Source organism: Microbacterium lushaniae, assembly GCF_008727775.1.
Classification (GTDB): domain Bacteria; phylum Actinomycetota; class Actinomycetes; order Actinomycetales; family Microbacteriaceae; genus Microbacterium; species Microbacterium lushaniae.
In genome coordinates, this window is record NZ_CP044232.1 from 3,061,975 (window position 1) to 3,087,081 (window position 25,107).

28 protein-coding genes are annotated in these 25,107 nt (G+C 70.2%); 8 read left to right on the forward strand and 20 right to left on the reverse strand.

Annotation, left to right across the window (positions count from 1 at the left end; all coding sequences use genetic code 11):
- Positions 1-5 precede the first annotated feature (5 nt).
- The 5 genes from paaI to F6J85_RS14840 are packed head-to-tail and all read right to left on the reverse strand — an operon-like array spanning position 6 to position 5,286.
- Entirely contained in the window at positions 6-407 is a 402-nt protein-coding gene (gene paaI, locus F6J85_RS14820) for a hydroxyphenylacetyl-CoA thioesterase PaaI (RefSeq protein WP_150926187.1), read from the reverse strand.
- Positions 404-2,512 carry a phenylacetic acid degradation bifunctional protein PaaZ gene (gene paaZ, locus F6J85_RS14825; protein WP_238706977.1) on the reverse strand — a complete coding sequence of 703 codons (2,109 nt, stop codon included), beginning with the start codon at positions 2,510-2,512 and terminating at the stop codon, positions 404-406. The genes paaI and paaZ overlap by 4 nt, the downstream gene beginning before the upstream one ends.
- Positions 2,509-3,369 (reverse strand): 3-hydroxyacyl-CoA dehydrogenase family protein, encoded by an 861-nt coding sequence (locus F6J85_RS14830; protein WP_150926189.1) that lies wholly within the window; start codon positions 3,367-3,369, stop codon positions 2,509-2,511. Before F6J85_RS14830 ends, paaZ begins: the two co-directional genes overlap by 4 nt.
- Complete coding sequence (locus tag F6J85_RS14835; RefSeq protein WP_150926191.1) at positions 3,366-4,103, reverse strand: enoyl-CoA hydratase/isomerase family protein; 738 nt, start codon at positions 4,101-4,103, stop codon at positions 3,366-3,368. Before F6J85_RS14835 ends, F6J85_RS14830 begins: the two co-directional genes overlap by 4 nt.
- Complete coding sequence (locus F6J85_RS14840) at positions 4,096-5,286, reverse strand: thiolase family protein (protein ID WP_150926193.1); 1,191 nt, start codon at positions 5,284-5,286, stop codon at positions 4,096-4,098. Before F6J85_RS14840 ends, F6J85_RS14835 begins: the two co-directional genes overlap by 8 nt.
- A gap of 112 nt (positions 5,287-5,398) precedes the next feature.
- On the opposite strand from F6J85_RS14840, the gene F6J85_RS14845 reads away from it, so the two are divergent.
- Entirely contained in the window at positions 5,399-5,797 is a 399-nt protein-coding gene (locus F6J85_RS14845; RefSeq protein ID WP_150926196.1) for a PaaI family thioesterase, read from the forward strand.
- A gap of 130 nt (positions 5,798-5,927) precedes the next feature.
- Complete coding sequence (locus F6J85_RS14850; RefSeq protein WP_150926198.1) at positions 5,928-7,247, forward strand: MFS transporter; 1,320 nt, start codon at positions 5,928-5,930, stop codon at positions 7,245-7,247.
- 3 nt (positions 7,248-7,250) lie between these two features.
- Here the strand turns inward: F6J85_RS14850 and F6J85_RS14855 are convergent, their stop codons facing one another.
- The 3 genes from F6J85_RS14855 to F6J85_RS14865 form a co-directional block, all read right to left on the reverse strand.
- Positions 7,251-7,871, reverse strand: coding sequence for a TetR/AcrR family transcriptional regulator (locus tag F6J85_RS14855; protein WP_150926200.1), 621 nt, complete (start codon positions 7,869-7,871; stop codon positions 7,251-7,253).
- 37 nt (positions 7,872-7,908) lie between these two features.
- Complete coding sequence (locus tag F6J85_RS14860) at positions 7,909-8,787, reverse strand: SMP-30/gluconolactonase/LRE family protein (protein WP_150926202.1); 879 nt, start codon at positions 8,785-8,787, stop codon at positions 7,909-7,911.
- A gap of 99 nt (positions 8,788-8,886) precedes the next feature.
- Entirely contained in the window at positions 8,887-9,336 is a 450-nt protein-coding gene (locus F6J85_RS14865) for a glycosyltransferase (protein WP_150926204.1), read from the reverse strand.
- A gap of 130 nt (positions 9,337-9,466) precedes the next feature.
- On the opposite strand from F6J85_RS14865, the gene F6J85_RS14870 reads away from it, so the two are divergent.
- The 4 genes from F6J85_RS14870 (at position 9,467) to F6J85_RS14885 (ending at position 12,865) form a co-directional block, all read left to right on the forward strand.
- Positions 9,467-10,246, forward strand: a complete 780-nt coding sequence (locus tag F6J85_RS14870; protein WP_150926207.1) for a glycosyltransferase family 2 protein — start codon at positions 9,467-9,469, stop codon at positions 10,244-10,246.
- Positions 10,243-10,440, forward strand: coding sequence for a hypothetical protein (locus F6J85_RS14875; protein ID WP_150926209.1), 198 nt, complete (start codon positions 10,243-10,245; stop codon positions 10,438-10,440). The genes F6J85_RS14870 and F6J85_RS14875 overlap by 4 nt, the downstream gene beginning before the upstream one ends.
- Positions 10,441-10,898: 458 nt before the next feature.
- On the forward strand, positions 10,899-11,717 hold the full coding sequence (locus tag F6J85_RS14880; RefSeq protein ID WP_150926211.1) for a glycosyltransferase family 2 protein: 819 nt from the start codon (positions 10,899-10,901) through the stop codon (positions 11,715-11,717).
- Positions 11,714-12,865, forward strand: coding sequence for an AI-2E family transporter (locus F6J85_RS14885; RefSeq protein ID WP_150926213.1), 1,152 nt, complete (start codon positions 11,714-11,716; stop codon positions 12,863-12,865). The genes F6J85_RS14880 and F6J85_RS14885 overlap by 4 nt, the downstream gene beginning before the upstream one ends.
- On the opposite strand, the gene F6J85_RS14890 is transcribed toward F6J85_RS14885, so the two are convergent.
- From F6J85_RS14890 to F6J85_RS14905, 4 genes are read right to left on the reverse strand one after another with little or no spacing between them, the layout of a single operon-like run.
- A complete protein-coding gene (locus F6J85_RS14890) occupies positions 12,862-13,833 on the reverse strand; it encodes an alpha/beta hydrolase (RefSeq protein WP_150926215.1) in 972 nt (323 codons plus the stop codon). The two genes, F6J85_RS14885 and F6J85_RS14890, sit on opposite strands and share 4 nt — an antisense overlap.
- Before the next feature lie 2 nt (positions 13,834-13,835).
- Positions 13,836-14,660 (reverse strand): carbohydrate ABC transporter permease, encoded by an 825-nt coding sequence (locus F6J85_RS14895; RefSeq protein ID WP_150926217.1) that lies wholly within the window; start codon positions 14,658-14,660, stop codon positions 13,836-13,838.
- A complete protein-coding gene (locus F6J85_RS14900) occupies positions 14,657-15,628 on the reverse strand; it encodes a carbohydrate ABC transporter permease (protein ID WP_150926219.1) in 972 nt (323 codons plus the stop codon). The genes F6J85_RS14895 and F6J85_RS14900 overlap by 4 nt, the downstream gene beginning before the upstream one ends.
- 3 nt (positions 15,629-15,631) lie before the next feature.
- A complete protein-coding gene (locus tag F6J85_RS14905; RefSeq protein WP_150926221.1) occupies positions 15,632-16,999 on the reverse strand; it encodes an ABC transporter substrate-binding protein in 1,368 nt (455 codons plus the stop codon).
- A 158-nt stretch (positions 17,000-17,157) separates the two neighbouring features.
- On the opposite strand from F6J85_RS14905, the gene F6J85_RS14910 reads away from it, so the two are divergent.
- A complete protein-coding gene (locus tag F6J85_RS14910; protein ID WP_150926223.1) occupies positions 17,158-18,189 on the forward strand; it encodes a LacI family DNA-binding transcriptional regulator in 1,032 nt (343 codons plus the stop codon).
- Between the two features lie 239 nt (positions 18,190-18,428).
- On the forward strand, positions 18,429-19,730 hold the full coding sequence (locus tag F6J85_RS14915; protein ID WP_191906634.1) for an HNH endonuclease signature motif containing protein: 1,302 nt from the start codon (positions 18,429-18,431) through the stop codon (positions 19,728-19,730).
- Between the two features lie 98 nt (positions 19,731-19,828).
- Here F6J85_RS14915 and F6J85_RS14920 read toward each other — a convergent pair whose 3' ends face one another.
- The 8 genes from F6J85_RS14920 to F6J85_RS14955 form a co-directional block, all read right to left on the reverse strand.
- A complete protein-coding gene (locus F6J85_RS14920; RefSeq protein WP_150919719.1) occupies positions 19,829-20,407 on the reverse strand; it encodes a DUF3618 domain-containing protein in 579 nt (192 codons plus the stop codon).
- On the reverse strand, positions 20,404-20,817 hold the full coding sequence (locus tag F6J85_RS14925) for a phage holin family protein (protein ID WP_150919718.1): 414 nt from the start codon (positions 20,815-20,817) through the stop codon (positions 20,404-20,406). The genes F6J85_RS14920 and F6J85_RS14925 overlap by 4 nt, the downstream gene beginning before the upstream one ends.
- A complete protein-coding gene (locus tag F6J85_RS14930) occupies positions 20,795-21,544 on the reverse strand; it encodes a hypothetical protein (RefSeq protein ID WP_150926227.1) in 750 nt (249 codons plus the stop codon). The genes F6J85_RS14925 and F6J85_RS14930 overlap by 23 nt, the downstream gene beginning before the upstream one ends.
- 223 nt (positions 21,545-21,767) lie before the next feature.
- Entirely contained in the window at positions 21,768-21,938 is a 171-nt protein-coding gene (locus tag F6J85_RS14935; RefSeq protein WP_135069030.1) for a CsbD family protein, read from the reverse strand.
- Between the two features lie 159 nt (positions 21,939-22,097).
- Positions 22,098-22,787, reverse strand: a complete 690-nt coding sequence (locus F6J85_RS14940; RefSeq protein ID WP_150926228.1) for an ABC transporter ATP-binding protein — start codon at positions 22,785-22,787, stop codon at positions 22,098-22,100.
- Positions 22,784-23,926, reverse strand: a complete 1,143-nt coding sequence (locus tag F6J85_RS14945) for an ABC transporter permease (protein WP_150926230.1) — start codon at positions 23,924-23,926, stop codon at positions 22,784-22,786. Before F6J85_RS14945 ends, F6J85_RS14940 begins: the two co-directional genes overlap by 4 nt.
- A 95-nt stretch (positions 23,927-24,021) precedes the next feature.
- Positions 24,022-24,597: a TetR/AcrR family transcriptional regulator gene (locus F6J85_RS14950; RefSeq protein WP_150926232.1), complete on the reverse strand. Its 576-nt coding sequence runs from the start codon at positions 24,595-24,597 to the stop codon at positions 24,022-24,024.
- Between the two features lie 23 nt (positions 24,598-24,620).
- On the reverse strand, positions 24,621-24,974 hold the full coding sequence (locus tag F6J85_RS14955) for a hypothetical protein (protein WP_150926234.1): 354 nt from the start codon (positions 24,972-24,974) through the stop codon (positions 24,621-24,623).
- Between the last annotated feature and the right edge of the window lie 133 nt (positions 24,975-25,107).

Below are 25,107 nucleotides of genomic sequence, written 5' to 3' on the forward strand. Positions count from 1 at the left end.
GGGGATCACACGGGTCGGTTGGTGGTGAGCGAGCGGCCGCGGAACTCCGCGACGGTGTCGCCGGTCTCATCCGTGACGGAGACGTCGTAGATGCCCGTGCGACCGCTGACGGTGCGCCGCACCGCGGTGGCGGTGAGGGTCTGCCCGGCGGTGGTGGACTTCAGGAACGTGATGTCGGCGCCGGCGGCGACGGTCACCCGCTCGTCCTCATTGCACGCGATCGCGAACGCGGTGTCGGCGAGGGCGAACACGAATCCGCCGTGGGTGATCGCGAATCCGTTGGTCATGTCTTCGCGCACCCGCATGCTCACCACCGCGATGCCCGGCTCGTCGCGTTCGACGACCATTCCCAGCGACGCCGATGCCCGGTCGTTCTGCATCATGGCGCGCAGCGTCGTGTCGCTCATCGGGCCGCCACCTCCTCGCGCACGGCCCCCGCATCCGTGCGGTGGTCGTCCGTCTTGGCGACCAGGGTCAGGACGTCGTAGGAGGCCACCAGCTCGTCGTCCTGGTTGCGGATGACCGCATCCCAGCGGACTTCGCCGTAGTCGTCCGTCTCGCGGGGCGTGATCTGCTTGGCCGTGAGGACGACGCGGATCTCGTCACCGGGTGACACCGGCGTGACGAAACGCAGGTTCTCCAGGCCGTAGTTGGCGAGCACGGGACCGGGTTCGGGATCCACGAACAATCCCGCCGCCCACGACACCAGGAGGTAGCCGTGGGCCACGCGCCCGGGGAAGAAGGGATTGGCCGCGGCGGAGGCCTCGTCCATGTGCGCGTAGAACGTGTCACCGGTGAAGCGGGCGAAGGTCTCGATGTCGTCCAGGGTCACGGTGCGCGAGGCCGACGCGACCTGGTCGCCGATCCGCAGTTCGCTCAGCGCCTTGCGGAAGGGGTGACGGCCACCGGCGGCGGATGCGGCGCCGGTGTGCCACACGCCCGTGAGCGCGGTCAGCGTCTCCGGCGACCCCTGCACCGCCGTGCGCTGCATGTGGTGCAGCACGGCGCGGATCCCGCCGAGCTCCTCCCCGCCGCCGGCCCGCCCCGGTCCGCCGTGGACGAGGTGCGGCACGGGCGACCCGTGGCCGGTGGAGGTGCGCGCGTTGTCCCGGTTGAGGAAGAGGACGCGGCCGTTGTACGCACCGATCCGGCTCATGAGCTCCAGCGCCACGTCGTCGTCGTGGGTCGCGACGCTCGTGACGAGCGATCCGCCGCCGCGCGTGACGAGGTCGGCGGCCTCGGCCACCGTGCGGTAGGGAAGCACCGTGGCCACGGGCCCGAACGCCTCGATCTCGTGCGCGGCGGGGGTGGTTGCATCGGCGAAACCGATGACCATCGGGGAGAGGAAGGCACCCTGATCCGCACGACCGACGGTGCCGTCGGCGCGCACGACCTCCGGCGCGTCCGTCGAACCCAGCAGCAGTTCTCCGCCGGCGTCGCGGAGCACCTCCACCTGACGGAGCACCTCGTCGCGCTGCGCGCGGGAGACCACGGGCCCCATCGTGACCGATTCGGCGTGCGGGTCGCCGACCACGACGCGCTCGTCGATCTTCGCCTTGAGCGCCCCGATGACGTCGGCCACCGCATCCGCCGGCACGATCGCGCGTCGGATCGCGGTGCACTTCTGACCCGCCTTGGTCGTCAACTCCACCATCAGCTGCTTGATGTACGCGTCGAACTCGGGCGTTCCCGCCGTGGCGTCGGGGCCCAGCACCGACGCGTTGATGGAGTCGGTCTCACTCGTGAACCGCACGCGACCGGACTGCACGTTGTCGTGCCGGCGCAGCCGGTCGGCCGTGGAGGCGCTGCCGGTGAAGCCGACGATGTCGCCGAGTTCGAGGTGGTCCAGCAGGTCGGGCACGCTGCCGCTGACCAGCTGCAGCGACCCGGGCGGGAGGAGGCCGGTGTCGACGAGGATGCGCACCCATGCCTCCGCGACGTATGCCGTGGGCGTCGCGGGCTTGATCACGGAGGGCATCCCGGCCAGGAACGCCGGCGCGAACTTCTCCAGCGCGCCCCACGTGGGGAAGTTGAAGGCGTTGATCTGCACCGCGGCGCCGGGAAGGCGCGTGTACACGTGGCGGCCGAGGAAGGAGCCGTCCTTCGACAGCGGTTCGACCGGGCCGTCGAGGTAGACCTGGGCGTTGGGCAGTTCGCGGCGCGCTTTGGAGGAATAGGTGAAGAGCACGCCGATGCCGCCGTCGATGTCGCTCAGGGAGTCCCGGAGGGTCGAACCGGAGTGGCGGGACAGCTCGTACAGCTCCTCCTTGCGCTCCCCCAGGGCCAGCGCGAACTGCTTGAGCAGCATCGCGCGCTGGTGGAAGGTCAGCGGGCCCAGGCTCGCCTGCCCCACCGTGCGTGCGTGGGCGAGCGCGGCGGCCAGGTCGGCGCCGCGCGCGCTCACGGACGCGACCGCCTCCCCCGTGGAGGCGTCGTGCACCGTCGTGGCGCCGGAGGCGTCGTCGGGTGTCCACCACGCGTCCTGCAGATAGCTGGGCAGGATCATGCTCATCGATCACTCCATTCGTAGAAGCCGCGGCCGCTCTTGCGGCCGAGATGTCCGTCGGCGACGAGGTCGCGCAGCAGCTGCGGCGGCGAGAACCGGTCGCCCAGGTGCGCGGAGAGCTCCTCGGCGATCCCCAGGCGCACGTCCAGGCCCACGAGGTCGGTCGTGCGCAGGGGACCGACCGGATGCCGGTAGCCGAGCTCCATCGCCGCGTCGATGTCGGCCGCCGAGGCCACGCCTTCCTCGAGCATCCGGATCGCCTCGAGCGCGAGGGCCACACCCAGGCGGCTGGAGGCGAAGCCGGGCGAATCGCGCACGACGACGGCGCGCTTGCCGAGGGCGCCGACCCAGCCCACGGCGGCCGCGCCCACGTCGGGGTCGGTCGCGGCGCCGAGGACGACCTCGACGAGGTCGGACGCGGGGACGGGGTTGAAGAAGTGCAGACCGAGGAAGCGGTCCGGCCGCTCCAGCGACGCGGCGAGCCCGTCGATCGAGATCGACGACGTGTTGGAGGCGAGCACCCCGTCGGGCGGCAGCGCCGACTCGGCCCGCCGCAGGGCGTCGAGCTTGAGCGCGCTGTCCTCCGGCACCGCCTCGACCACCAGCCCGGCATCGGTGAAGGCGTCGAGGTCGGTGCCGGAGAAGACCAGGGCGTCCATGTCGGCGAGACCGCGGGAAGTGGCGCCGCGCTCGACCGAACGGCGAAGGCTCTCGCGGATGCGCCGGGCCGCTGCATCCGCCGACGCCGCGTCGCGCTCGACCACGGCCACGTGCGCGCCGGCCAGCACGAACGCGTGGGCGATGCCCGCCCCCATGCGGCCTCCGCCGAGCACACCGACGTGCGAGGGGATCGGCGCGGTCATGTCCTGCTCCGTTCCAGGAACGCCGTCATCCGCCGCTCCTTCTCCGGGCTCTCGAACAGCTCGGCCTGCAGGTCGAGTTCGATCGCGGGGTGGGCCTCGGGCGGTGCGAGGAGGGCGCGCTTGGTGTGACGCGTGGCGAGCGGGTCGTTCGCGGCGATGCGGTCGGCGATCGCGTGCGCGGCCGGCAGGAGCGATCCGGCCGGGTGCACGGCGTTCAGCAGGCCCCACGAGTGCGCCTCTTCGGCGTCGAGGATGCGTCCGGTCAGCAGCAGCTCGGCCGCCCTGGCCTCCCCCACGATCTGCGGCAGCCGCCACGTCGCCCCCGCGGCGGCGAGGATGCCCAGCCCCGTCTCGGGGTTGCCGATGCGAGCGGCGGGGCTGCCGAGGCGGATGTCGGCGGCGTAGGCCAGCTCGGCACCCCCGCCCAGCGCGTAACCGTCGATCGCGGCGATCACCGGCATCGGCAGGTCGCGGATGCGGCGGAAGGCGAGCGTGTTGATGCCCGCGCGCGCATCCTCGGCGCGCCGCGCGCGGAGCTGGGCGATGTCGGCCCCCGAGGCGAAGACGCCGCCCGCGCCGGTGAGGATGAGCACGCGGGGTGCGGCTTCGAGTTCGGCGCACAGGACGTGCACCTGGTCGATCATCGCCTGGTCGATCGCGTTGCGGACGTGCGGGCGGTTCAGCGTCGCCACGACGCGGTCGTCGTGCCGCTCGATGAGGAGGGGGTCAGCCATCGATGCGCTCCAGGATCATCGCGGCGCCCTGCCCGACGCCCACGCACATCGTGGCGAGCCCGCGACGACCACCCTCCCGCTCGAGGCGCCCGAGCAGCGTGACGACGAGACGGCATCCACTGGAGCCCAGGGGATGACCGAGTGCGATCGCCCCGCCGTCGGCGTTGACGATGTCGGGATCCAGGCCCAGGCGGCGGATCGAGGCGAGCGACTGCGTGGCGAACGCTTCGTTGAGTTCGACGGCATCCAGATCCGCGACGGTCAGCCCGGCCTTCGCCATCGCCTTCTCGGTGGCTGGGACCGGGCCGAGGCCCATGATCTCCGGCGCGAGGGCGGCGGATGCCGCGGAGACGATGCGCGCGCGCGGCGTGAGCCCGTGGCGCTCCACGGCCTCGGCGCTCGCGACGACGATGGCGGAGGCGCCGTCGTTGAGCGAGCTGGAGTTGCCGGCGGTCACCACGGTGCCGCCGCCGACCACGGGCCGGAGCCCGGCGAGGACCTCGAGCGTCGTGTCGCGGCGCGGCCCTTCGTCCTGGGCGACGGGCCCGCGCCGGGTGGGGACCGGAACGATCTCGTCCACGAAGCGCCCGGCGTCGATCGCGGCGACGGCGCGCTGATGACTGCGCAGGGCGAAGGCATCGGCATCCTCGCGCGTGATCCCGTCGCGGCGGGCGACCTCCTCGGCCGTCTCGGGCATCGAGTACGTGGCCTTGTCCCGCGCCACGAGTGCGGGGTTGGGGAACCGCCAGCCGATCGACGTGTCGTACGCCTCGCCGGGCTTGCCCCACGCGCGATCGGGCTTGGCCTGCACCCACGGCGCCCGCGTCATCGACTCCACCCCGCCGGCGACGATCAGGTCGGCGTCGCCGGAGCGGACGGCCTGCGCGGCGAGCGCGATGGCCGACATCCCCGATGCGCACAGCCGGTTGACAGTGAGCGCGGGAACGGTATCGGGGAGCCCCGCGAGGAGCACCGCCATCCGGGCGACGTTGCGGTTGTCCTCCCCGGCCTGGTTCGCGGCGCCGAAGTACACCTCGTCGATGCCCCCGCGGGGCACCTTCGCACGCGTGACGGCTTCTGCCAGGACGAGCGCGGCGAGATCATCCGGCCGCACGGAGGCGAGCGCTCCGCCGTAGCGTCCGACCGCCGTGCGCACACCGCCGACGAGGAAAGCCTCGGACATCGTCATCCTCTCGTGCACCGTCGCAGGATCCACGCCTTTGCAGACCGATCGTTCAGTAATAGTGTCAGAGGTCAGCCGGCTCGGCAAGGCGCCGAGGCGGAGAGAGGCAGCGATGAGCGACGCACCCTGGCGGATCACCCCGGGCGATCTCGACGTCAAGCTCGGCATCGACGTGCTCGAGCAGTCGCCCGAGCGCGTGGTGGCGACCATGCCGGTGGCGGGCAACACCCAGTCGCTCGGGCGCCTGCACGGCGGCGCCACCGCAGCTCTGGCCGAGGCCATCGGATCGTGGGCCGCGATGATCCACGCCAGCACGCTGGGCAAGGTGTGCGTGGGCGTGGACCTGAACATCACGCACCACCGCGGAGCCCGCGCGGGCGTCATCACCGGAACCGCGACGGCGCTTCACCGCGGCCGGCGAATGGCCACGTACGACATCCGGGTCACCGGGGAGGGTGGCGCACTCCTGGCCACCGCCCGGATCAGCAACCTCCTCGTCGACCGCGACTGACCGGCCGCCGCGGGTGCGCCGGCGCAAGAGACACTTCCCGCCCGCTGGTCGCGTGCGCTACCTTGTGCTTTACTCACCGATCGGTCAGGAATCCCGCTGCGCCGATCCCCACCCGAACAATGGAGTTCTCATGGCGTCATCGACGCAAGCCCGCACGCCCTCGGCTGCGGTCACCCGCGAGGAGCGCAAGGTCCTGGCGGGCACCCTCGTCGGCACATCGATCGAGTGGTACGACTTCTTCATCTACGCGCAGGCGGCCGGGCTCGTGCTCGCACCGCTGTTCCTCGCGCCGCTGGCGGCCTCCAATGCGGGGCTGGCGCAGGTGCTCTCGTTCGCCACGATCGGAATCTCCTTCCTCTTCCGGCCCCTGGGCGCCGTCGTCGCCGGGCACCTGGGCGACCGCCTCGGTCGCAAGAAGATGCTCGTGCTCACGCTCATCATGATGGGCGCCTCGACCGCGCTGATCGGCGTGCTGCCCACGTACGCCGCGGCCGGCATCATCGCGCCGATCCTGCTCATCCTGCTCCGCATCCTGCAGGGCTTCTCCGCCGGTGGCGAGTGGGGCGGTGCGGCCCTGCTGTCGGTCGAGCACGCCCCCGCCGGCCGGCGCGGGTTCTTCGGCGCCTTCCCGCAGATCGGCGTGCCCATCGGCATGATCCTCGCCACCGCCACCCTGTGGATCCTGACCTCGGTGATGTCGGCGGAGGCGTTCCTGGAGTGGGGCTGGCGCATCCCGTTCCTGCTGTCGATCGTGCTGATCGTCATCGGCTACATCATCCGCCGCGCGGTCGAGGAGAGCCCCGTGTTCGAAGACCTCATGCGTCGCCGCAAGGAGTCCTCCGCACCGCTGGGGCAGCTGTTCCGCAAGAACTGGCGCCAGGTCGCCCTCACGGCCGTGGTCTTCATCGGCAACAACGCCGCGGGCTACCTGCTCATCGCCTTCTTCGCGACGTACGCCGTCGCGGTGCTGGGCATGGACCGCCCCACGGTGCTGCTGGCGACCACGCTCGCCTCCTTCGGCTGGCTCGGGTTCACGCTGTGGGGTGGGCGCGTGTCCGATCGCCTCGGCCGCATCCGCACGTTCCAGATCGGCTACCTCGTGCTCGCGCTGTGGGCGATTCCGATGTGGTTCCTGATCGACACCGCGAACATCCTCTGGTACTTCGTCGCGCTGTTCGTGATGACGTTCGGTCTCGGCCTGTCCTACGGCCCGCAGGCGGCCCTGTACGCCGAGATGTTCCCGGCCAACGTCCGCTACTCCGGCGTTTCGATCGGCTACGCCCTGGGCGCGATCCTCGGCGGGGCGTTCGCGCCGATGATCGCCGAGGCGCTGTTCGGAGCCACCGGGATGTCGTGGACGATCGGCGCCTACATCGCCCTGGCCGCCGTCATCTCGCTCGTCGGGGTGTCCCTCATCAAGGAGCCGAAGAACGTCGATCTGCACGCCTGAGCGTCAGTCGTGCGACTGCAGACCGTCCAGCGCGATGGTCATGATGTCGTGACCGAGGCGGTCGCCATCGACCGAGCCCCCGGGGCGGTACCACTCCACGACGGAGTTGATCATGCCGAAGATGAGGCGGGCGACCACGGCCGCGTCGACATCCGTGCGCACATCGCCCTCGCGCTGGGCCTCCGCGACCAGGCGGGTCACCCGGTGGTCGAACAGGCGCCGGCGCTCCAGGGCGCTCTGCTCGACGGGACTGTTGCCCCGCACGCGCAGCAGCAGGGTCACCGACGGCAGCTGGGCCACCAGCACGTCGGTGGCGCTGCGGATGACATGCCGGAGGCGATCGGATGCCGGCCCCTCCTGCGCACGCGGGTCATCGAGCACCGCCTCCAGGCTGCTGAGGGCCTGGTCCAGCGCGACGGCGAGGAGCTCTTCCTTCGACGCGAAGTGGTGGTAGAGCGCGGATTTCGTCAGCCCCAGCCGCTGGGCGAGGTCGGCGACGGAGGTGGCGTCGTAACCCTGCTCGTTGAACAGCTGCACGGCGATCTCGAGCACCCGGTCACGGTCGTATCCGGGCCGACCTCGCCGCGCCGGCACCGTCACGGGCGCGTCTGTGTCGGAGGTCATGCCGACAAGTCTCGCACTCCGGGCCGCCGGCTCGGCGTCACGCCCGGCCGCGCACGGAGGTGCGGATCGAGTACAGGCTCGTGGTCGCCGTGAGGTAGAGGACGTTGCGCTGACGCCCGCCGAACTCCAGGTTCGACACCGGCTCGGGGACGGCCAGCTTCCACATCTCCACACCAGCGTCGTCGAAGCAGCTCACCCCCTCGGAGGTCGCCGCCCAGATGCGCCCGTGGATGTCGACGCGGATGCCGTCGAAGCCGAAGCTGCCCGCCACGACGGTGCGGCGCGACGACACCCCCGCCTCATCGACCGAGAAGGCGTCGATGCTGCCCTGGTCGCTGTCGACGACGTACAGGGTGGATTCGTCGGGCGAGAACGCCAGCCCGTTGGGCTGCGTGAAGTCGCCGCAGGCGAGCTCGGGTTCGCTCATCCCCTCCGACCAGCGGTACAGACCGCGCACGTCGAGCTCGGGTTCTGCGGCGTGACCCTCGTACTCGTTGAGGCCGTACGTGGGGTCGGTGAACCAGATGACGCCGGCGGAACTGGCGATGACGTCGTTGGGGCTGTTGAGCCTGCGCCCGCCGATGTGCGAGGCGATCACGCTCTCGCGTCCGTCGTGCTCGCGGCGCACCACCGCGCGCTGGCCCTGCAGGCACGTGATGAGCCGGCCGATCGAGTCGTGCGTGCGACCGTTGGCGAAGCGCGACGGCTGGTCGAACACCGACACGTCGCCGGTCATCTCGTCCAGCCGCAGCGTCCGGTCGTTGGGGATGTCACTGAAGAGCAGGTATCTGCCCTGCACCGAGTGTGACGGCCCCTCGAGCCACTTTCCGTCGGAGAAGTGCACCGTCAGGGTCGAGTCGGTCTTCGTCGCGGCCATCCGCTCGTCCACGACCGTGATCTCCGCCGGAATCGGCATGCGAACCCTCCCACCTCCGGTAGCCGCCAGTGAGCGCTGCCGTGAGCTTAGCCGAGGGGGCTCGGCGCTCCGCGGGGCCGGTCGGCGGACGAGCCACCGTCACGCTATGGAGAAGGCCGGCGAGCGCATCCCGCGCACCGCGGCTCCGATCCGCTCCACCCACGTGGCCGGAAGGAGCGATCCGGCAAATGCGAAGGCCCGGACGTTGCCGGCGGCCAGTCGTGCCGCGAGCCGGCGAAGGGCGCCCGGGCTCAGGGCCGGTGAGCGGACGTAACGGATCGCCGTGCGCGTCCCGGCCTGCTCGAGCCGGGTGACGGCGCCGAAGTGGCGTCCGTCCGGCGAGGAGTCGATGACGACGATCTCGTGCGGCGACACGGTCTGATTGAGCACCGCGGGGAGGCGCACCTCGAGATCGACGTCGCATTCACCCGCCGGAACGATGACGGAAACCGCGGCGGTCTCGGTGGCGTCGAGGTCTCGCCACGTCACCCAGTCGGTCGACGCGGAGCGTGCAGGAGAGGGGGTGCGGATGTCGGATGTGTCGGCCATGTGATGACTGTCGCAGGCGCGGGCGTCGCGCGGATCCTCCGGGAGAAGGAATCGCGTGGTACTCGGGTAGGGGGTCGCTCGCTACGCCCGGGCGACGCGGGGACCGACCGCGGGTTCCTACCCTGCCGGCATGCACAGATCCATATCCGTCGTCATCCCCGTCCGCAACGATGCCCGGATGCTCGAGCGCTGCCTGGCTTCGCTGGCCGAGCAGACCCGCCCGGCCGACGAGGTGCTCGTCGTGGACAACGGATCCACCGACGACAGCCGCGCCGTCGCCGAACGCTTCGGCGCCACCGTCGTCACCGAAGTCCGCCCCGGCATCACCGCCGCCTCCGCGCGCGGGTTCGACGCCGCATCCGGCGACATCATCGCGCGCTGCGACGCCGACTCCGTGCTCCCGCCGACCTGGCTCGCGCGGATCGAGGAGACTCTCGCGGCGGACGCCGGCGCAGTCGCGGTCACCGGGCCCGCTACCTTCTACAACCTGGGCGGTGCACGAGGCGCTGTGGCGCGCTTCTTCTACGTCTCCGGCTATTTCGTCTTCATGCGGCTGATGCTCGGGCACACCGTGCTCTTCGGATCCAACTGCGCGGTGCGCGCGGAGGTGTGGCGCTCGATCAGCGCCTCGGTCCCCCGCGACGACACCGAACTGCACGACGACATGGACCTCAGCTACCGCCTGCCTGCCTCGGCGCGCGTCCGGTTCGACCGGCGCCTCGTCGTCGGCATCTCGGCCCGTCCGCTCGGCAGCTGGGCGTCTTACGGACGTCGCCTCGCGCGAGCCGCACACACCTTCGCCGAACACTTCCCCGAGCAGCTCCCGCATCGCCGCTGGATGGCTCGTCGGCACTCGCCCTCGTCCCTCGCGGGGTCAGCATCCACCACCCTCAGAGAGGCACGATCATGAACGCCATCACCTCCTTCCTCGGCACGGCTCTGTCCCTCCTCGGCATCCTCGCCTTCACCCTGCTCGCCGGCCTCTTCGTCCTCATGTACGTCCTCATCGCCGCAGTGGCCGTGACAGTCCGCTGGTGCGTCGATGTCGCGCGGCGCGCCGGCGCCCGGCGCTCGCGCCCCCGGACGCCCACCCCGGTGCGCTGAACGGCTCGTTCGTCACTCCCGACCCTCTGCTGGCCACGACCATCGCTGTGACGATCACCCTCGTCCCGGGCGTCGCGGTTGATCGGGGCCTCACCTGGCGGCGCAGATCCGCGCTGAAAATGAATGCCGGAACGGGCCGGCCGCCGCACCCGCCGTGAAGCGGTTCGCCGCGTCCGGGAAGCCGCACGCCCTCGCGACCGCCTGGCCTCGCAGCGGGGTTTCCGCGACCGCGCGCGCGCCGTCGTCCTGGCGTCCGGCGCGGGCATCGTCCGCGCAGGACGAAGGGAGCGGCCGAGCGATACGGCGGTAGGGGGCAGAACACTACGCCGGGGAGACGCCCGGCTCTGCAGGCGGCTTCTAGCCTCACGGCACTCGACACCCGCCGAAAGGAACGACCGCATGTCCACCCTCCTCCAGACAACCCGACCCCCGAACCGCCGACGCGCGATCCCGCCCCCCTGCCTGTCCGGCCGTCGGTCTCGCTCATCATCCCGGCCTACAACGAGGAGGCCACGATCGAGCGCTGCCTCCTCGCCGCGGTATCGCAGATCGTGCCCGCCGCGGAGATCATCGTCGTCGACAACCGCTCCACCGACCGCACCGCTCTCCTGGCAGAGCGCGTCGCCCAGCGGTATCCCGGCGCGGCGATCCGGGTCGTGCAGCAGTCGAAGGTCCAGGGACTCATCCCCACGCGCAACTTCGGTTTCGCGCAGGCCACCGGGCAGATCCTGGGCCGCATCGACGCCGACACCGTCCTCGAGCCGAACTGGGTCGCGCGCGTCGCCGCGGCGATGTCCGACCCCACGGTGGGCGCGGTCACCGGCCCGGTCCGGTACTACGACCTGCCATTCCGCGGAGCCGGTGAGTTCTCCGACGACCTGGTGCGGCGTGTGCTGCGCGGCGTGAGCGGGAAGTACCCCTTCCTCTACGGCAGCAACATGGCGATGCGCGCGGATGCGTGGCGCGCGATCGAGCACGCTGCCTGCCTGGATCCCGACGACCTCCTGCACGAAGACATCGACCTTTCCGTGCACCTGCGCGACGCGGACTTCCGGGTCGCGTACGCGTCCGACATGCAGGCGAGCGTCTCGGCGCGACGCCTGCAGACCTCGCCCGCGTCCTTCCGCGACTACACCGACCGGTTCGAGCGCACCTATGCCAGACACCAGATCCACCACTGGTACCTCAAGGCGCCGGCGGTGCTGCTGCGGGCGGTCTACTGGTTGACGCGGTCGATGAGGGCGGTCGCCCCGGCGCGAGCGGCGGTGACCGCATGATCGGCCGCGGGGGCCACCCCGTGATCGGCCGCGGGGGCCACCTCGTGGACGCCCCCTCGTTCGGCGCCATGATGCGCCGCCCCTACGTCGGTGGCCTCGTCCTCACCGGCGGCGTGCTCACCGCCTTCACCGCATGGACGCTCATCGGCCCGCTCGCTCCCGTGGTGTGGTGCATCGCCTTGGCGGCGTTCTTCGCCATCGGGCTCTCGCCTCTCGTACGGGCGCTTCACCGCTGGGGGATGCCCCGTCCGCTGGCCATCACCGCGGTGTCATCGGCTGTCGCCCTCGCGCTGGCCGGGGTCGTGCTGATGATCGTTCCGCCCGTGGTCGACCAGACCACCCAACTGCTCGCACGCGCCGACGAATTCGTCGCATCCGGCGCCCTGGATTCCGTCGCCGCACAGCTGCAGCAGTTCGTGCCGGTCGCGGTCCTCGACGTCACGGCGATGCTCGACGGGATGCTCGCGGGAGTCGCGGGCGCGACGGTGCAGACCGTTTCCAGCGGAGTCGTCGGGGCCGGGTTGGCGCTGGGGAACGGGTTCTTCCTGACGACGATCGTGATCGTGCTCACCGTGTACTTCCTCGCGTCCGGACGCTGGTTCCGCGGTCAGTTCGTGGCCCTCCTCCCCCGCCGGCATCGTTACACGGGCGTGCGCGTGGTGAGCCGGGTGGGCTCGGCGGTGGGCCGCTACTTCCTCGGGCAGATGCTCCTGGCTCTCATCACCGGTGTCACCAGCCTCATCCTCCTCGTCGCGACCGGCTCGGCACTTCCGCTCCTCTTCGCCGCCGTCGCGATGATCACGGCCTTGATCCCCCTCATCGGCATCCCGCTGGGGGCGCTGATCATCGTGGGCTCGCAGGCGCTCATCGCGCCCGCAGACCCCGTCCCGTGGCTCGTCCTCGCCGGCTGGTACGTCTTCTACATGGCCTTCGAGGCGTATGTGCTCGCGCCGCGGGTGGTCGGCCGTTCCGTCGCGATCCCCGCGGTCATGGTGCTGCTGGTCACGCTCATCGGCGGGACGCTCTACGGCATCATCGGCGCGCTTCTCGCAGTCCCCGCCGCGGTCGCCGTGAACGTGGCGGTACGCGAACTGCGCCACGCGAGAGCACGCGCCACCGCGCGCATGCCGGTCGCCGTCGCTCCTTAGCCCGAACGCGGCGCGGGCGCCGGCGCGCCCAGACGCCGCCGCAGCCACCCCGCACGCGCGGCGCGGGCCGCTCGGCTGAGGGCCGCGTCGGGTGCGAGGGTGTCGAACCCGTGCGCACCCCCCGGCCAGACGTGCAGTTCGGCCTCGCCCCCGCACTCCCACACGCGGGCGGCATACGCGACGACCTCATCGCGGAAGGTCTCGGCCGATCCGACGTCCAGGAACATCGGCGGAAGCCCGGACAGGTCCGTCACTCGGCCCGGCGACGCGTACGCCGGAACGTCTCCTCGCTCGGCACCGAGGTAGGCGGTCCAGCCCGTCTCATTCGCCGTACGGTCCCATGCCCCGATACCCGCCATCTGGTGCGCCGATGGCGTGTCGTTCCGGTCATCGAGCATCGGGCACGCCAGCAGCTGCCCGCGCACGACCGGGCCGCCTCGGTCACGCCCGAGGAGTGCTGCCGCCGCGGCCAGACCGCCGCCCGCGCTCACCCCGCTCAGGATGACGCGGCGGGGGTCGATCCCGAGGCTCGTCGCCTCGGCGACGAGCCACGTCAGCCCCGAGTACACGTCCTCCAGCGGCACGGGATAGGGATGCTCAGGCGCGAGCCGGTAGTCGATCGAGGCCACGGCGCATCCCACGTCCCTCGCGAGAGCCGCAAGAGAGGGAAGATCCTCGTACGGCGTCCCCACCACCAGCCCGCCACCGTGCACGTGGTACAGGACGGGCACCGGGGTCTCCGCGTTGCGAGGGCGCAGCATGACCATCGGCAGAGTCCTGCCGTCGACCGACGGCACCGAGTGCTCCGAGAAGTCGAACACCCCGCCGAGAGTGATCTCCGCGTCGGTCGGGCGCGTGATCCCCGCCCGGAGGCGGGCGATCTCGTCCGCTCGCAGGGTGGTGACGACGTCGGTTCGCGCCTGCAGGGCAGCGACGATCTCGGGGTCGAACGGCGGCGGGGACGACATTGTCAGCCCTTCAAGGAACCCTGGAGGAGGGCTGCCACGAACTGACGCTGGAACACCAGGAACACGATCAGCGTGGGGGTCAGGATCAGCAGCGATCCGGCGCACAGCAGCGGGATGTCGGTGCCCCATTGCCCCTGGAACGCGCCGAGGGCCCCGGCCATCGTCCGCTTGGCCGGATCGTCCACGAGCACGACGGCCAGCAGGAACTGATTCCACGTCCACAGGAAGAGGAGGATCGCGAGCGAGGACAGCGCCGGCAGCGACAGCGGCACATGGATGCGCCAGAACAGCTGCCAGGTCGTGGCGCCGTCGACGCGGGCGGCCTCGGAGATGTCCTGCGGCATGTTGACGAAATGCGCCCGCATCCAGGTCACGGCGAACGGCATGAACAGGCCGACCAGCGGCAGGATGATCGCCCAGCGGGTGTTCAGCAGCCCGAGATCACGCATCTGGTAGTACAGCGGCACGATGATGCCCTCGAACGGCAGCGTCAGACCGAGCAGGAACACGATGAACACGATCCGCCCGCCCCGAGGGGCGAGGTGTCCCAGGGCGAAGCCGGCGAGCGTGGCGATCAGCACGGCGAACGGCACGACGCCGAGTTCGATGAGCACACTCGACCACAGCAGCTGGAACATGTCGGCCGACTGGAAAGCGAGCACGAAGTTCTCCCAGTGCGGGTCCTCCGGCCAGCTGAGGCCGCCCGGGTAGGTCCCGGGCTCGTGCAGCGCCGTGACGAACAGGCTGACGAACGGGAGCACCGTGACGAGCATGAGGACGACGAGGAGGGCGCGACCCAGCCACGTCTCGCGAGCCGAGACGATCACGCGTCACGTCCTCTCAGGACGCGTTGCAGGGGGATCACGACGAGCAGGACCAGCACCATCAGGACCATCGCCAGCGCGGATGCGGTGCCGATGTCGCGCTGGAAGAACGCGAGGTAGTAGATCTGCAGTCCGGGCACCAGGGTGCTGTTGGCCGGGCCGCCCTGCGTCGAGATGTAGATGATGTCGAAGCTCGCCAGCGCCGAGATGACGGTGATCGTCACGCACACCGCGAGCTCCTGCCGCACGCTGGGCAGGGTGATGGAGAAGAACTCCCGCACCGGCCCCGCACCATCGATGCGTGCCGCCTCGTACAGTGCGGGGTCGATCTTGGTCATGCCCGCCAGCAGCAGGAGCAGGCACAGTCCCAGCTGCACCCACGCGCCGATCACGCCCACGGCGGGCAAGGCGGTCTGCGTGTCCCCCAGCCATGCACGGGCGACCGCCCCCAATCCGACGAGTTCGAGGAACTGGTTGACCACGCCCTTGGTGGACAGCTGCCAGGTCCACATGATCCCGGCGGCCACGAGCGGGATGACCTGCGGCAGGAACAGGACCGTGCGCGCCACCGTCGCCAGCCGACTGGTCGCGATCCCGCGGATGACGTTCGCGGCGAACAGCCCGAGGATCACGGGCACGACGCTGAAGTAGAGGATCAGCTCGAAGGAGTTGAGGATCGAACCGACGAGGGTGGGGTTGGCGAACACCTGGACGTAATTGGCCAGACCCGCCCACGTGGCCGGGCTGATGCCGTCCCACTCGTACAGCGAGTACTGCGCCGTGCGCACGATGGGGCTGATGACGAAGGCGATGTAGAACAGGGCAGCCGGGAGTACCAGCACATACGCGGCCACGGTCGCCGTGAGGCGCCGTTTCCCGCGCGTGGGGGGCGCGGCCGCACGCCGGCGCGAGGTGGGGGCTGCAGCGCCGACGTCACGCGCCGACGCTGCAGCCTGGGATGGAGAGGCCATCCGTCAGTCGGCGACTTCGGTCTCGTAGTCCGACTGCACGGCCGACAGCAGTCCGGCCGAATCCTGCTCTCCGGCGACGAGCCGCTGCACGTTGGGCGTCCAGCTCTGGGCGTAGATGGCTCCGGTCGCGTTGGCGATGAAGTCCATGGCGCCGTCCTTCTCGTTGATGACGTCGCCGGCGGCCAGCGTGGCCTCGGTGACGGAACCCGCTGCCACCTCCGGCATGAAGGCGTCGGCCGGACCCATGGGATGCGATCCGCCGACCTCCACCGTGATCGTGCGCGCCTCCTCGTTCGTGGCGACCCAATCGAGGAAGAACGCGGCGCAGTCCGGGTTCTCGGCGAACGCCGAGATGCCGTACGTCAGCGGCGCCGACATCGCCCCCTGTGGGCCGTCCGCCTCGAGCGGCGGCACCAGGAAGAACCCGGCGTTGTCCGGCATCTGCGTGTCGAGGTTGCCCGACTCCCAGTCGCCGCTGAAGATGAACACGCTCTCCCCGCCGATGAACCGGCTCATCATCTGGGAGTAGTCCATCGAGTTGATGTCGGGTGCGAAGTACCCGGCATCGACCCAGCGCTGCAGGTGCTCGGCGGCGGCGAGGTTGTCGGGCGTGTCGATCGTCGCGTCCGGCTTCTGGTAGATCCAGTCGTTGATCGGCGCGGTCTCACCGTACGAGGCCATGAGGCCCTGCAGCGGGAAGAGAAGGCCGCCCGTCGCACCGCCGTTGAACTGCGCCATGGGGGTCAGGCCGGCGTCCTTCGCCGCCTTCAGATACCCGTCGAACTCCTCGAGCGTGGCGGGCGCCTCGCTCATCCCGATCTGGGCGGCGAGCTCCTTGTTGTAGAAGACGCCGGTCATCGAGAAGTTGAGGCCCATGGCGTACAGCGGGCCGTCCCCGCGGCGCCCGTCCTCGTCCACGCGCAGCTGCTCCAGCTGCGATTCGGGCCACTGCGTCCACCCGAACACCTCGGCGTAGGGGTCGAGGTCGAGAAGCAGGCCGCCCTCGGCAAGCTCGGACATCTGCGGAAGGCGCATGAGGTCGGGTGGGGAGTCTCGGAGGACGCGCGGGGCGTTCTGCGTCAGCACCGCGAACTGGTCCTCGCGGGTCTCGAAGGTCACGTTGGGGTACTGCCGGGTGAACTCGTCGGCGAGTTCGATCGGAAGCGGGAAACCCGTCTCCGCGTACATGTTGAGGACGACGTCCTCTTCTCCACACGTCGGTTCACCTCCCCCGAACACGGGGCCCGAGGAGCCCTCCGGAGCAGGGGCGTCGCCGCCGGGCGGGGCGCACGCGGTGACTGCGAAGGCCGTGACGAGGAAGATGCCCGTTGCGAGGAGATTGCGTGACTGAGAACGCTGTGACTGAGACACCGATGTCTCCCTTTCGACGTGGGACGGCACGCGGGAGCATTGTGCTAAACCGCGTTAGCACGGCCATCATGCCCCGCCGCGCATCGCGTGTCAACGGAAATGGGAGACACGGCCTGCTCGTTGTGCGCGGCTAGGATCTTCGCAGAGCGGAGGGCCAAGTGAGTCACAGACGAGTCACGCTCGCCGATGTGGCGCGCGCCGCAGGGGTCTCCCGCACGACAGCCTCGCTCGTGCTGAGCGAGCGCGGTGACGAACTGCGCATCTCCCCTGCGGCACAGGCCCGCGTGCGCCTGGTCGCGTCCGAGTTGGGGTATCGCCCCAACGTCGTCTCCGCAGGGCTGCGCAGCGGCTTGAGCCGGACCATGGGCTTCATCTCGGACACCGTGGCCACCTCGCAACTGGCCGGCGACATGATCAAGGGGGCACTCGACCACGCCCACCGCAATGGATACATGCTGTTCATCGGTGAGACGGAGGGCGACGCCCGTGAGGAGGAGCGCCTCGTCGAGGCGATGCTCGATCGGCAAGTGGACGGCTTCGTCATCGCGTCGATGTTCACGCGCGAGCGCCCGCTGCCCGCGGCCCTGCGTCACCGCCCCTCGGTTCTCCTGAACGCCCTCCCCGAGCCGCCGGCCTCGGCTGCCTCCGTCGTACCCGACGAGTACGCCGCCGGGCGGGCGGCCGCGCAGACGCTGCTGTCGGCGGGGCACCGGCGTATCCACCTGATCGGGGCCGGCCCGTCCACGCACGACGTTCCCGGTCAGAGCGTCGCTGCGCGTGAGCGCCTCGCGGGCATCCTGGCCGCTCTCGACGAGGAGGGGATCACCCCGGCGACCGGGCGCCTCTGCCAGGTCTGGCTCCCCGAAGACGGCTGGCGGGCGACCTCGGAGCTCGTGGCATCCGGAGTGCGTGGCGGCGCGCTCATCACGTTCAACGACCGGCTCGCCTTCGGCGCCTACCAGGCGATCGCCGAGGCCGGACTGTCGATCCCGCAGGACTTCTCCATCGTCTCGTTCGACGATCATCAGCTCGCCGGGTGGCTCCGTCCCGGTCTGACGACGTTCGCCATCCCCCACCACGAGCTCGGGCAGCGGGCGATCGAGGTGCTCCTGGAAGGCGCTGACACCACGCCACGGGTGGAGCGGATCGCGATGCCTCTTCGGCCCCGCGGGTCGGTGGCGCAGGCCTGACCAGGCCCGGCGCCCACCTGTCGATGCCTGTCTGCGCACTCCTTGCGCCGGCGGTGAGCAGGCACGATAGGCGTCGATCGACGCGTCGGTTCCTCCCCAGGATGGTGCGGATACGACTTATCCACAGGGTGTCTTCAGTGCCCGATAGAACGGCGCTCAATGTCGGTGGCCCTGGCTAGCTTGAGGGTATGGAATACAGCCCCTGGCCTGGTGAAACCACCGCAGCGGACGCGTCCCGCATGCGCGCCGGTCTCGCCGGGTTGCAGGATGCCGACGCGGCTGTGGCGAAGGCGCAGGCAGAGCGGATCCGCTCCCTCGCCGCCCTGGCCGAGGTGGCCACCGGGCAGGTGGCACGGATCGGGTCGCGGGACTCACGGGAGCGGGAGATGCCGATGCGCTCCCTCGCCGCGGAGGTCGCGTTCGCCACGCACGTGCACGACATCACCGCGCAGCGAGAACTCGGCGACGCGCACACCCTCGTCAGCAAGTTCGCCGCGACCGTGACCGCGTTGGCGGACGCGCGGATCTCGAAGCGACACGTCGACGTCATCCTCGAAACGGGGCTGCCGATCGTGGACGATCAGGTCCGCGCCGCATGGGAGGAGACTGTCCTGGACTACGCCGCACGGCAGGCACCGGGGCGGACGAAGGCGTACGCCCGGCAGCTGGCCGAAGCGGTCAACCCGGAGGGGATGACCATCCGGCACGCCAGAGCCGCCGAAACCCGGGGTGTGTCGGTTCTCGACCTGGATGACGGGATGGCGCTCCTGCAGCTGCGGCTGCCGGCGGCGGTGGCGTACGGGATCCGGGACCGGATCCGTCGGCAGGCGCGCGCCATCCGGGATGCCGCGAACATCGAACGCACACGGCGCGCGGAAGCCGCCGCCGATCCGGCCACCGAGGACGAAGATCAGCCGGTCGTCGACGACACGCGCACCCTGGTCCAGATCGGCGCCGACGTCGCGGCCGACATGCTGCTCACCGGCACCCCGGCGATCGACCCCACCACCGGGGAACAGCTCCCCGGCGGGCTCGGCGCCATCCACGCCCACGTGCAGGTCGTGGTCCCGGTGCTCACTCTGCTCGGCAAGACCGATGCTGGCGCCAGCCTGCACGGGCAGGTCCCGATCGACCCCGACACCGCCCGACACCTCGCCGGCACCGCACCCGGATGGGACCGGATCCTCTGCCACCCGATCACCGGGACCGTCCTCGAAGTCGACCGGTACACCCCCGGCACCGACCAACGCCGGTACCTGCAGGCTCGCGATCAACACTGCCGCGGATTCGGATGCCGACAACCCGCCCACCGGTGCCAGATCGACCACAACCACGAGCACCACGACGGCGGACCGACCGCGCTCACCAACCTCGCCCACTTCTGCACCCGACACCACACCCTGAAAACAGAAACGGAATGGACCGTCCGCCAGTTGCCGAATGGCACGGTCGAGTTCACCAGCCCGCTGGGCAAGACCTACACCGACGAACCACCACCCCGGGTGATGTTCATCCCCGACGGAGACCCGCCACCGTTCTGAACCGGCCCCACTTCACCGTGGGCGAGCGCGATGTCAGGGGCTGGCGGCAGCAGAGCTCAGGGGATGCGGCGTGATGCCCCGCCGCATCCCCTGAGTGATCAGGCGCTGTCGCCGACCGTGTCGCGCGCCTCACGGGCGCGCTCGGTGACGGTGTCTGCGGAGGAGGTCGCCTCTTCCTTGACCGTGGATGCGGCTCCGGTCGCGGAGTCCTTCACGGCCGCCACGGCCTCCTGAGCGGGCTCCTTCAGGTGCTCGCCCATCTCCTTCACGGCGCCGGAGGCCTGATCCATGAGCGGCTGAGCCTGCTCCTTGATCGCCCCAGCGGCGTCCTTCTCCTTCTGCGAAGCCGGAATGAGGGAGGCCACGACCAGGCCCACACCGAAGGCGACCAGCCCGACGGCGAGGGGGTTGCCCTGAGCCTTGGACACCGCCGTCCGTCCCGCGTCGGAGACGCTGGACACCGCGCCGGAGCCGGCACCCTGCACCGACGACCCTGCGTCATCCGCCGCACCCATCACGCGATCACGCAGCGATCCGAATCTTCCCATCATCTTGTCGGTCTGCCGCTGGGCGATCTTCGATGGGGTGACCTTGTCGGCGAGCGCGTCGACGTCAAGGCCCAGCTCCTCACGCGTGCGGTCGATGTTCGCGCGGATTGCTTCCGGTGAATCGCTCATCGGTTCTCCTCATTTCTCTTCACGGCGTCGGGGATGCGCTTGAGCGTGTCCACGGTCTGCGGCACACCCTCGGTCTTCTTCAGTTGAGAGCGTCCGCTCAGGTACAGCACGAGGGCGATGACGCCCCACAGGACGGCGACGATGACGGCCGACCAGCCGAATCCCACCAGGTAGGCCAGCGCCCACCACAGTGCGACCGACAGGAAGAAGATCGCCATCAACGCCGCATAGGCGGCGCCCCCCAGCATCCCTGCGCCCTTGCCGGCGCGGGTGGCGGACTGCCGGAGCTCGGCCTTGGCCAGCTCGAGCTCCTGACGCATGAGCGTGGACAGGTCGCTCGTGACCTCCCCGAGCAGCTCGCCGAGCGAGGTGGTCGCGGCCTTCTGCTCAGACGGTGTCGGATCGGACATCCGTGCTCCCTCCACCGTGACCGGGACCGTCGCCGACTGCGCGGACCTGGTCGTAGACCGGCGTTCCGGCGGGAACGCCGGTGCCGGGGGTTGCTCCGCCGATGACGGGCGGGGCGGTGGTGACGTTCCCCGCTCCCATCGTCGCGGCCGGTGCCGCGTCCACGACGGCCCCCTGAGACCGAGGCTGCTGCGGGGCGCTGCTCTTCTCATCCGAGGCCTGCTCGGCGAGCGCCCGCGTGAGGCGACCCGCGGCCAGCCCTGCGAGAGCTGCGACAGCGATGAAGGTTCCGGGCTTCCGGCGGGCGTAGCTCTTCACCTCGTTGAGCAGCGATCCCGGATCGCGGTCGCCGATCCAGGATGCGACGTCCTCCAGTCGCGTGGAGACCTGCGACACGATGTCGGTGGCCACGCCGGGAGTTTCGGAGCGCTGCGCCATCGCGCCCAGTTCGTCACCGACCGACCGCAGCCCCTCGGCCACGCGCTGCTGCTGTGTCGCAGCCTGGTCCTTGAGTTCGCGCTGAGTCTGCGCATACAGGTCCTTGACCTGGGTCTTCGCCTCGCCGGCGACGGCAGCCGCCTCCGACTTGGCCGTCTCGACGACGTGACCGGCTTCTGCCTTGGCCGACCCGGCGACCTCGCCCGCTTCGCTCTTGGCCGTCTCCACCTTGCCCGACTGAGGCTCGGCGGTCGACGTGACGGCAGGCTCTCCTCCATACATATTCGACATGTCTTCCTCTCACTTCCGATCGGGGGATCGGGCTGGCTTACCGGTCTACGGGGGGATGCGCCGTCTTGTCGTGCGGGTTGACGTGGCCGCTCCAGCGTGCATACGACGGAGGAGGGGTGCGAGATGGATCCGGCGACGCACGAAAGAGCGCCCCGGCGCCGGAGAGTACCGGCGCCGGGGCGCTGTGTGCGACCGGAACACATCCCGGTCGGCGGGTGAGGACTTACTTGAAGGCGTCCTTGACGTTCTCGCCGGCCTTCTTCAGGCTCGCGCGAGTCTGGTCGCCCTTGCCCTCCGCTTCCAGCTTCTCGTCGTCGGTCGCCTTGCCGGTGCCCTCCTTGGCCTTACCGGAGAGGTCTTCGGCAGCATTCTTGATCTTGTCGTCGAGTCCCATAGCGGGCTCCTTCCATCTCGATCGTCGAGGCCGTGGCCTCCTGCGGCGAGAATACGGCGCGCACCTGCGTGCGGAGGGGGGCTGGAAATCTCGCGCGAATCGGGTTATCGCACCGGCCAGACCCCGCACGCGTCGAGCACGCCGCCGGAGCAGCCGGTTCTACCCGGCCAGCGCCGGCACGCCGAGCCGCCCGTCCACCATCTCCAGGACGCGGTCGCAGTGCTCCAGGACGTCGCGGTCGTGAGTGACCATGACCACGGCGACATCGGACGCGTGCGCACGCTCGGCCAGCAGCTCGACCACTTCGTGGCTGCGGCGGCGATCGAGCGCCGCGGTCGGCTCGTCGACCAGGAGCAGCGTGGGCTCGTTCACGAGGGCCCGGGCGATGCCCACGCGCTGACGTTCGCCGCCGGAGAGCTGACCCGGGCGATGCCCGGCACGGTGCGCCATCCCCACCGAGTCCAGCAGCCCGGCGGGATCGACCTTCCGGTTACCGGCGAGCCGCCCGGCGAGGCGGAGCTGGTCGGCCGCGGTGAGGGAGGGGAGCAGGTTCCCCGACTGGAAGACGAACCCGATGTTGCGAAGACGGAACCGGGTGGCGGCACTCTTGGAGAGCGTGCCGAGCTCGGTGCCGTGCACGCGGACGGTGCCCCGATCGGGCCGCGCCAGCGCGCCGGCCACGGCGAGCAGGGACGACTTGCCCGATCCGGAGGGACCGACGATCGCGACGAACTCGCCGGGCATCACGGTGAACGACACGTCGTCCAGGGCGCGCACGCGGGAATCGCCGTCGCCGAGTTCGAGGACTGCGCCCGAGACATCCAGGACGGGTGTGGTTACGGAATTCATCGCTGACCTCCCAGGGCGCGAAGCGGGTCGATTCGGGTGATGCGGAGCACGGCGATCGCCGCACCCAGCAGGCCGAGCCCGATGGTGAGAGCGGAGGCGACGGCGATGGGGGCGACCTCGAGGTCGAAGGGCATGGCGTCCGGCATCGCCGCACCCATCCCGACTCCCGCCGCGACGCCGAGCGCCGTGAAACCGACCAGAAGGATGGCGGCCTGCACCAGGCTGTCGCGCAGGAGGTAGCGGCTGGATGCTCCGGTCGCCCGCAGCACGGCGAGGTCGTGGCTGCGCTGGATGGTCCAGACCGTGAAGAACGCACCGACGACCAGGGCGCAGATGGCGTAGAGGAAGACCTGGATCATGCTGAGCGTGAGGGTCTCGGCCTCATATCCGGGCGAGGCGTTGAACGCCTCCGTGAGGGTCATCGTCGTGGTCGAGGCCGCCTCATCGATGCCGGCGAAATCGGGCGCGACGTCGTCCTCTGCCAGCAGCGCCACGACGCTGGCGAACGGGAAGTCCAGCGCGTCCAGCTGCGCGGCGGTCGGGGCGCCCGGCTCTGACGTCCCGGCGGCCATGAGGCGCCACGTGTCGATCGGGAGGTACGCGACGTCCACGTGGCCGAAGGTCGCCTGCCCCTCGGTGAAACCGACGACGGTCAGCTCGACGTCCAGGCGGTCCAGGGTGACCACGGTCCCGATGTCGATGCCCTCCTCGCGGAGCGGCTCCGACACGATGATGCCGTCCACCCGGCCGAGTTCCTCGCCGGCGGAGACCGGCGGCGTGAGGAATCCGGCAGGCTCGACGCCGAAGAGGGTGAGGTCGATCTGAGTGTAATCGTCGGTCACGCCGTTGACGATGTTGACGCCCATCGGCTCCGCCTCGGCGATGCCCTCGGCGTCCTGCCAGACCGACAGCTGCTCGTCGTCGACGACCGAACGACTGAAGGCGTTGTCTTTCATCGCGCCTTCATCGAAGGCGAAAGCGGTGGCGGGCATGGCCTTCAGGCCGGAGACGCCGTCGTTCACGAGACCCGAGGAGAGCCCGGAGAGGAGGACGACGAGGACGGATATGAGGGCGATCACGATGCCCATGAGGGCGAAGCGACCGCGGGCGAACCGCAGTTCGCGCAAAGCGAGGAACATGAGGGCTTTCCGTGTGAGATTTACCGACAGGCTGTCGGTATGATCCCGACAGTCTGTCACCAAAACTTCGTGCGGCAAAATCACCGCACGCCCGCTCAGCCCATGAGCCCTCTCGTGAGAAGACCGAAGACGTCGCGCGCCACCTCACGGTGATCGGTTCCGTGCGAGACCAGCTGGATGCCCGCGCCGAGCACGCCCTGCGCGAGGACGGCCGCTGTAGGCGGGTTCGGCACGTTCAGATGCCCCAGCACCCGGACCAGCGGTCGCATGAGGGCGTCATGCAGCGCCATGAGGTCGTCGAACCGGCTCGGGCTGAGGTCGGCCTCCCGCAGCGCACCCGCGATGGCGTGCTTGCCGTCGGCGGTCATGGCCATCGTGGCGTCCACGAAGGCGCGGAGTTCGTCCAGGCCCGGCTCGACCCTCACCAGCGCTTCGTCGATCTCCGCATCCCACCGCTCGATCGCGTCGATCGCGATCGCGACGAGCAGGTCATCCAGCGAGGGGAAGTAGTCGTAGAAGCTCGACCGCGACATCCCCGCGCGCTCGCACACACTGCGCGGCGACACTCCCCCGAGGCCGGACTCGGCCAGGAGGGTCTCTCCGGCACGGACGAGAGCGGCGCGCTGCGCTGCGCGATGCTCGGCGACGGTGGGCGCGGAGATCTTCGGCATCACGCAATTATGCTCGCTGCGCGCTACTTCCAGACGGTGGCGAGCACGACGTTGAGCACCGTGAGGCCGCCGATCGCCGGCAGCACCCAGGTGGCGACGCTCTCACGCCTGCGCTGGATGAGCGCGATCACGATGATCGCCACGAGGACGGCGAGCTTGACGCTGATCTTGACGTTGTTCACCTCGTTGCCCAGCGGGTACTGCAGACCGACCAGCACGATGCCCGTGACGAGCATGGTCCACGCACCGTGCATCATCGCGGGCAGCACGCGGGCCTTCCCCTGGCGCATGGCGCCGATCTGGTAGAGCACACCACCGAGCAGGGCGGCGACACCGATGATGTGCAGGGCCAGGACGACGTTCTTGAGGATCTCCATGTGCACCAGCTTACCGACAACGTGTCGGCTAATTGTTCGGGCGGTCGGCACCCTCCCGACGCAGGATGGCAGTTCGTACACGGGCGCCGGGTCGAGCCGATCGGCTACGTTCGCCGCATCCGGAGCACAGCCC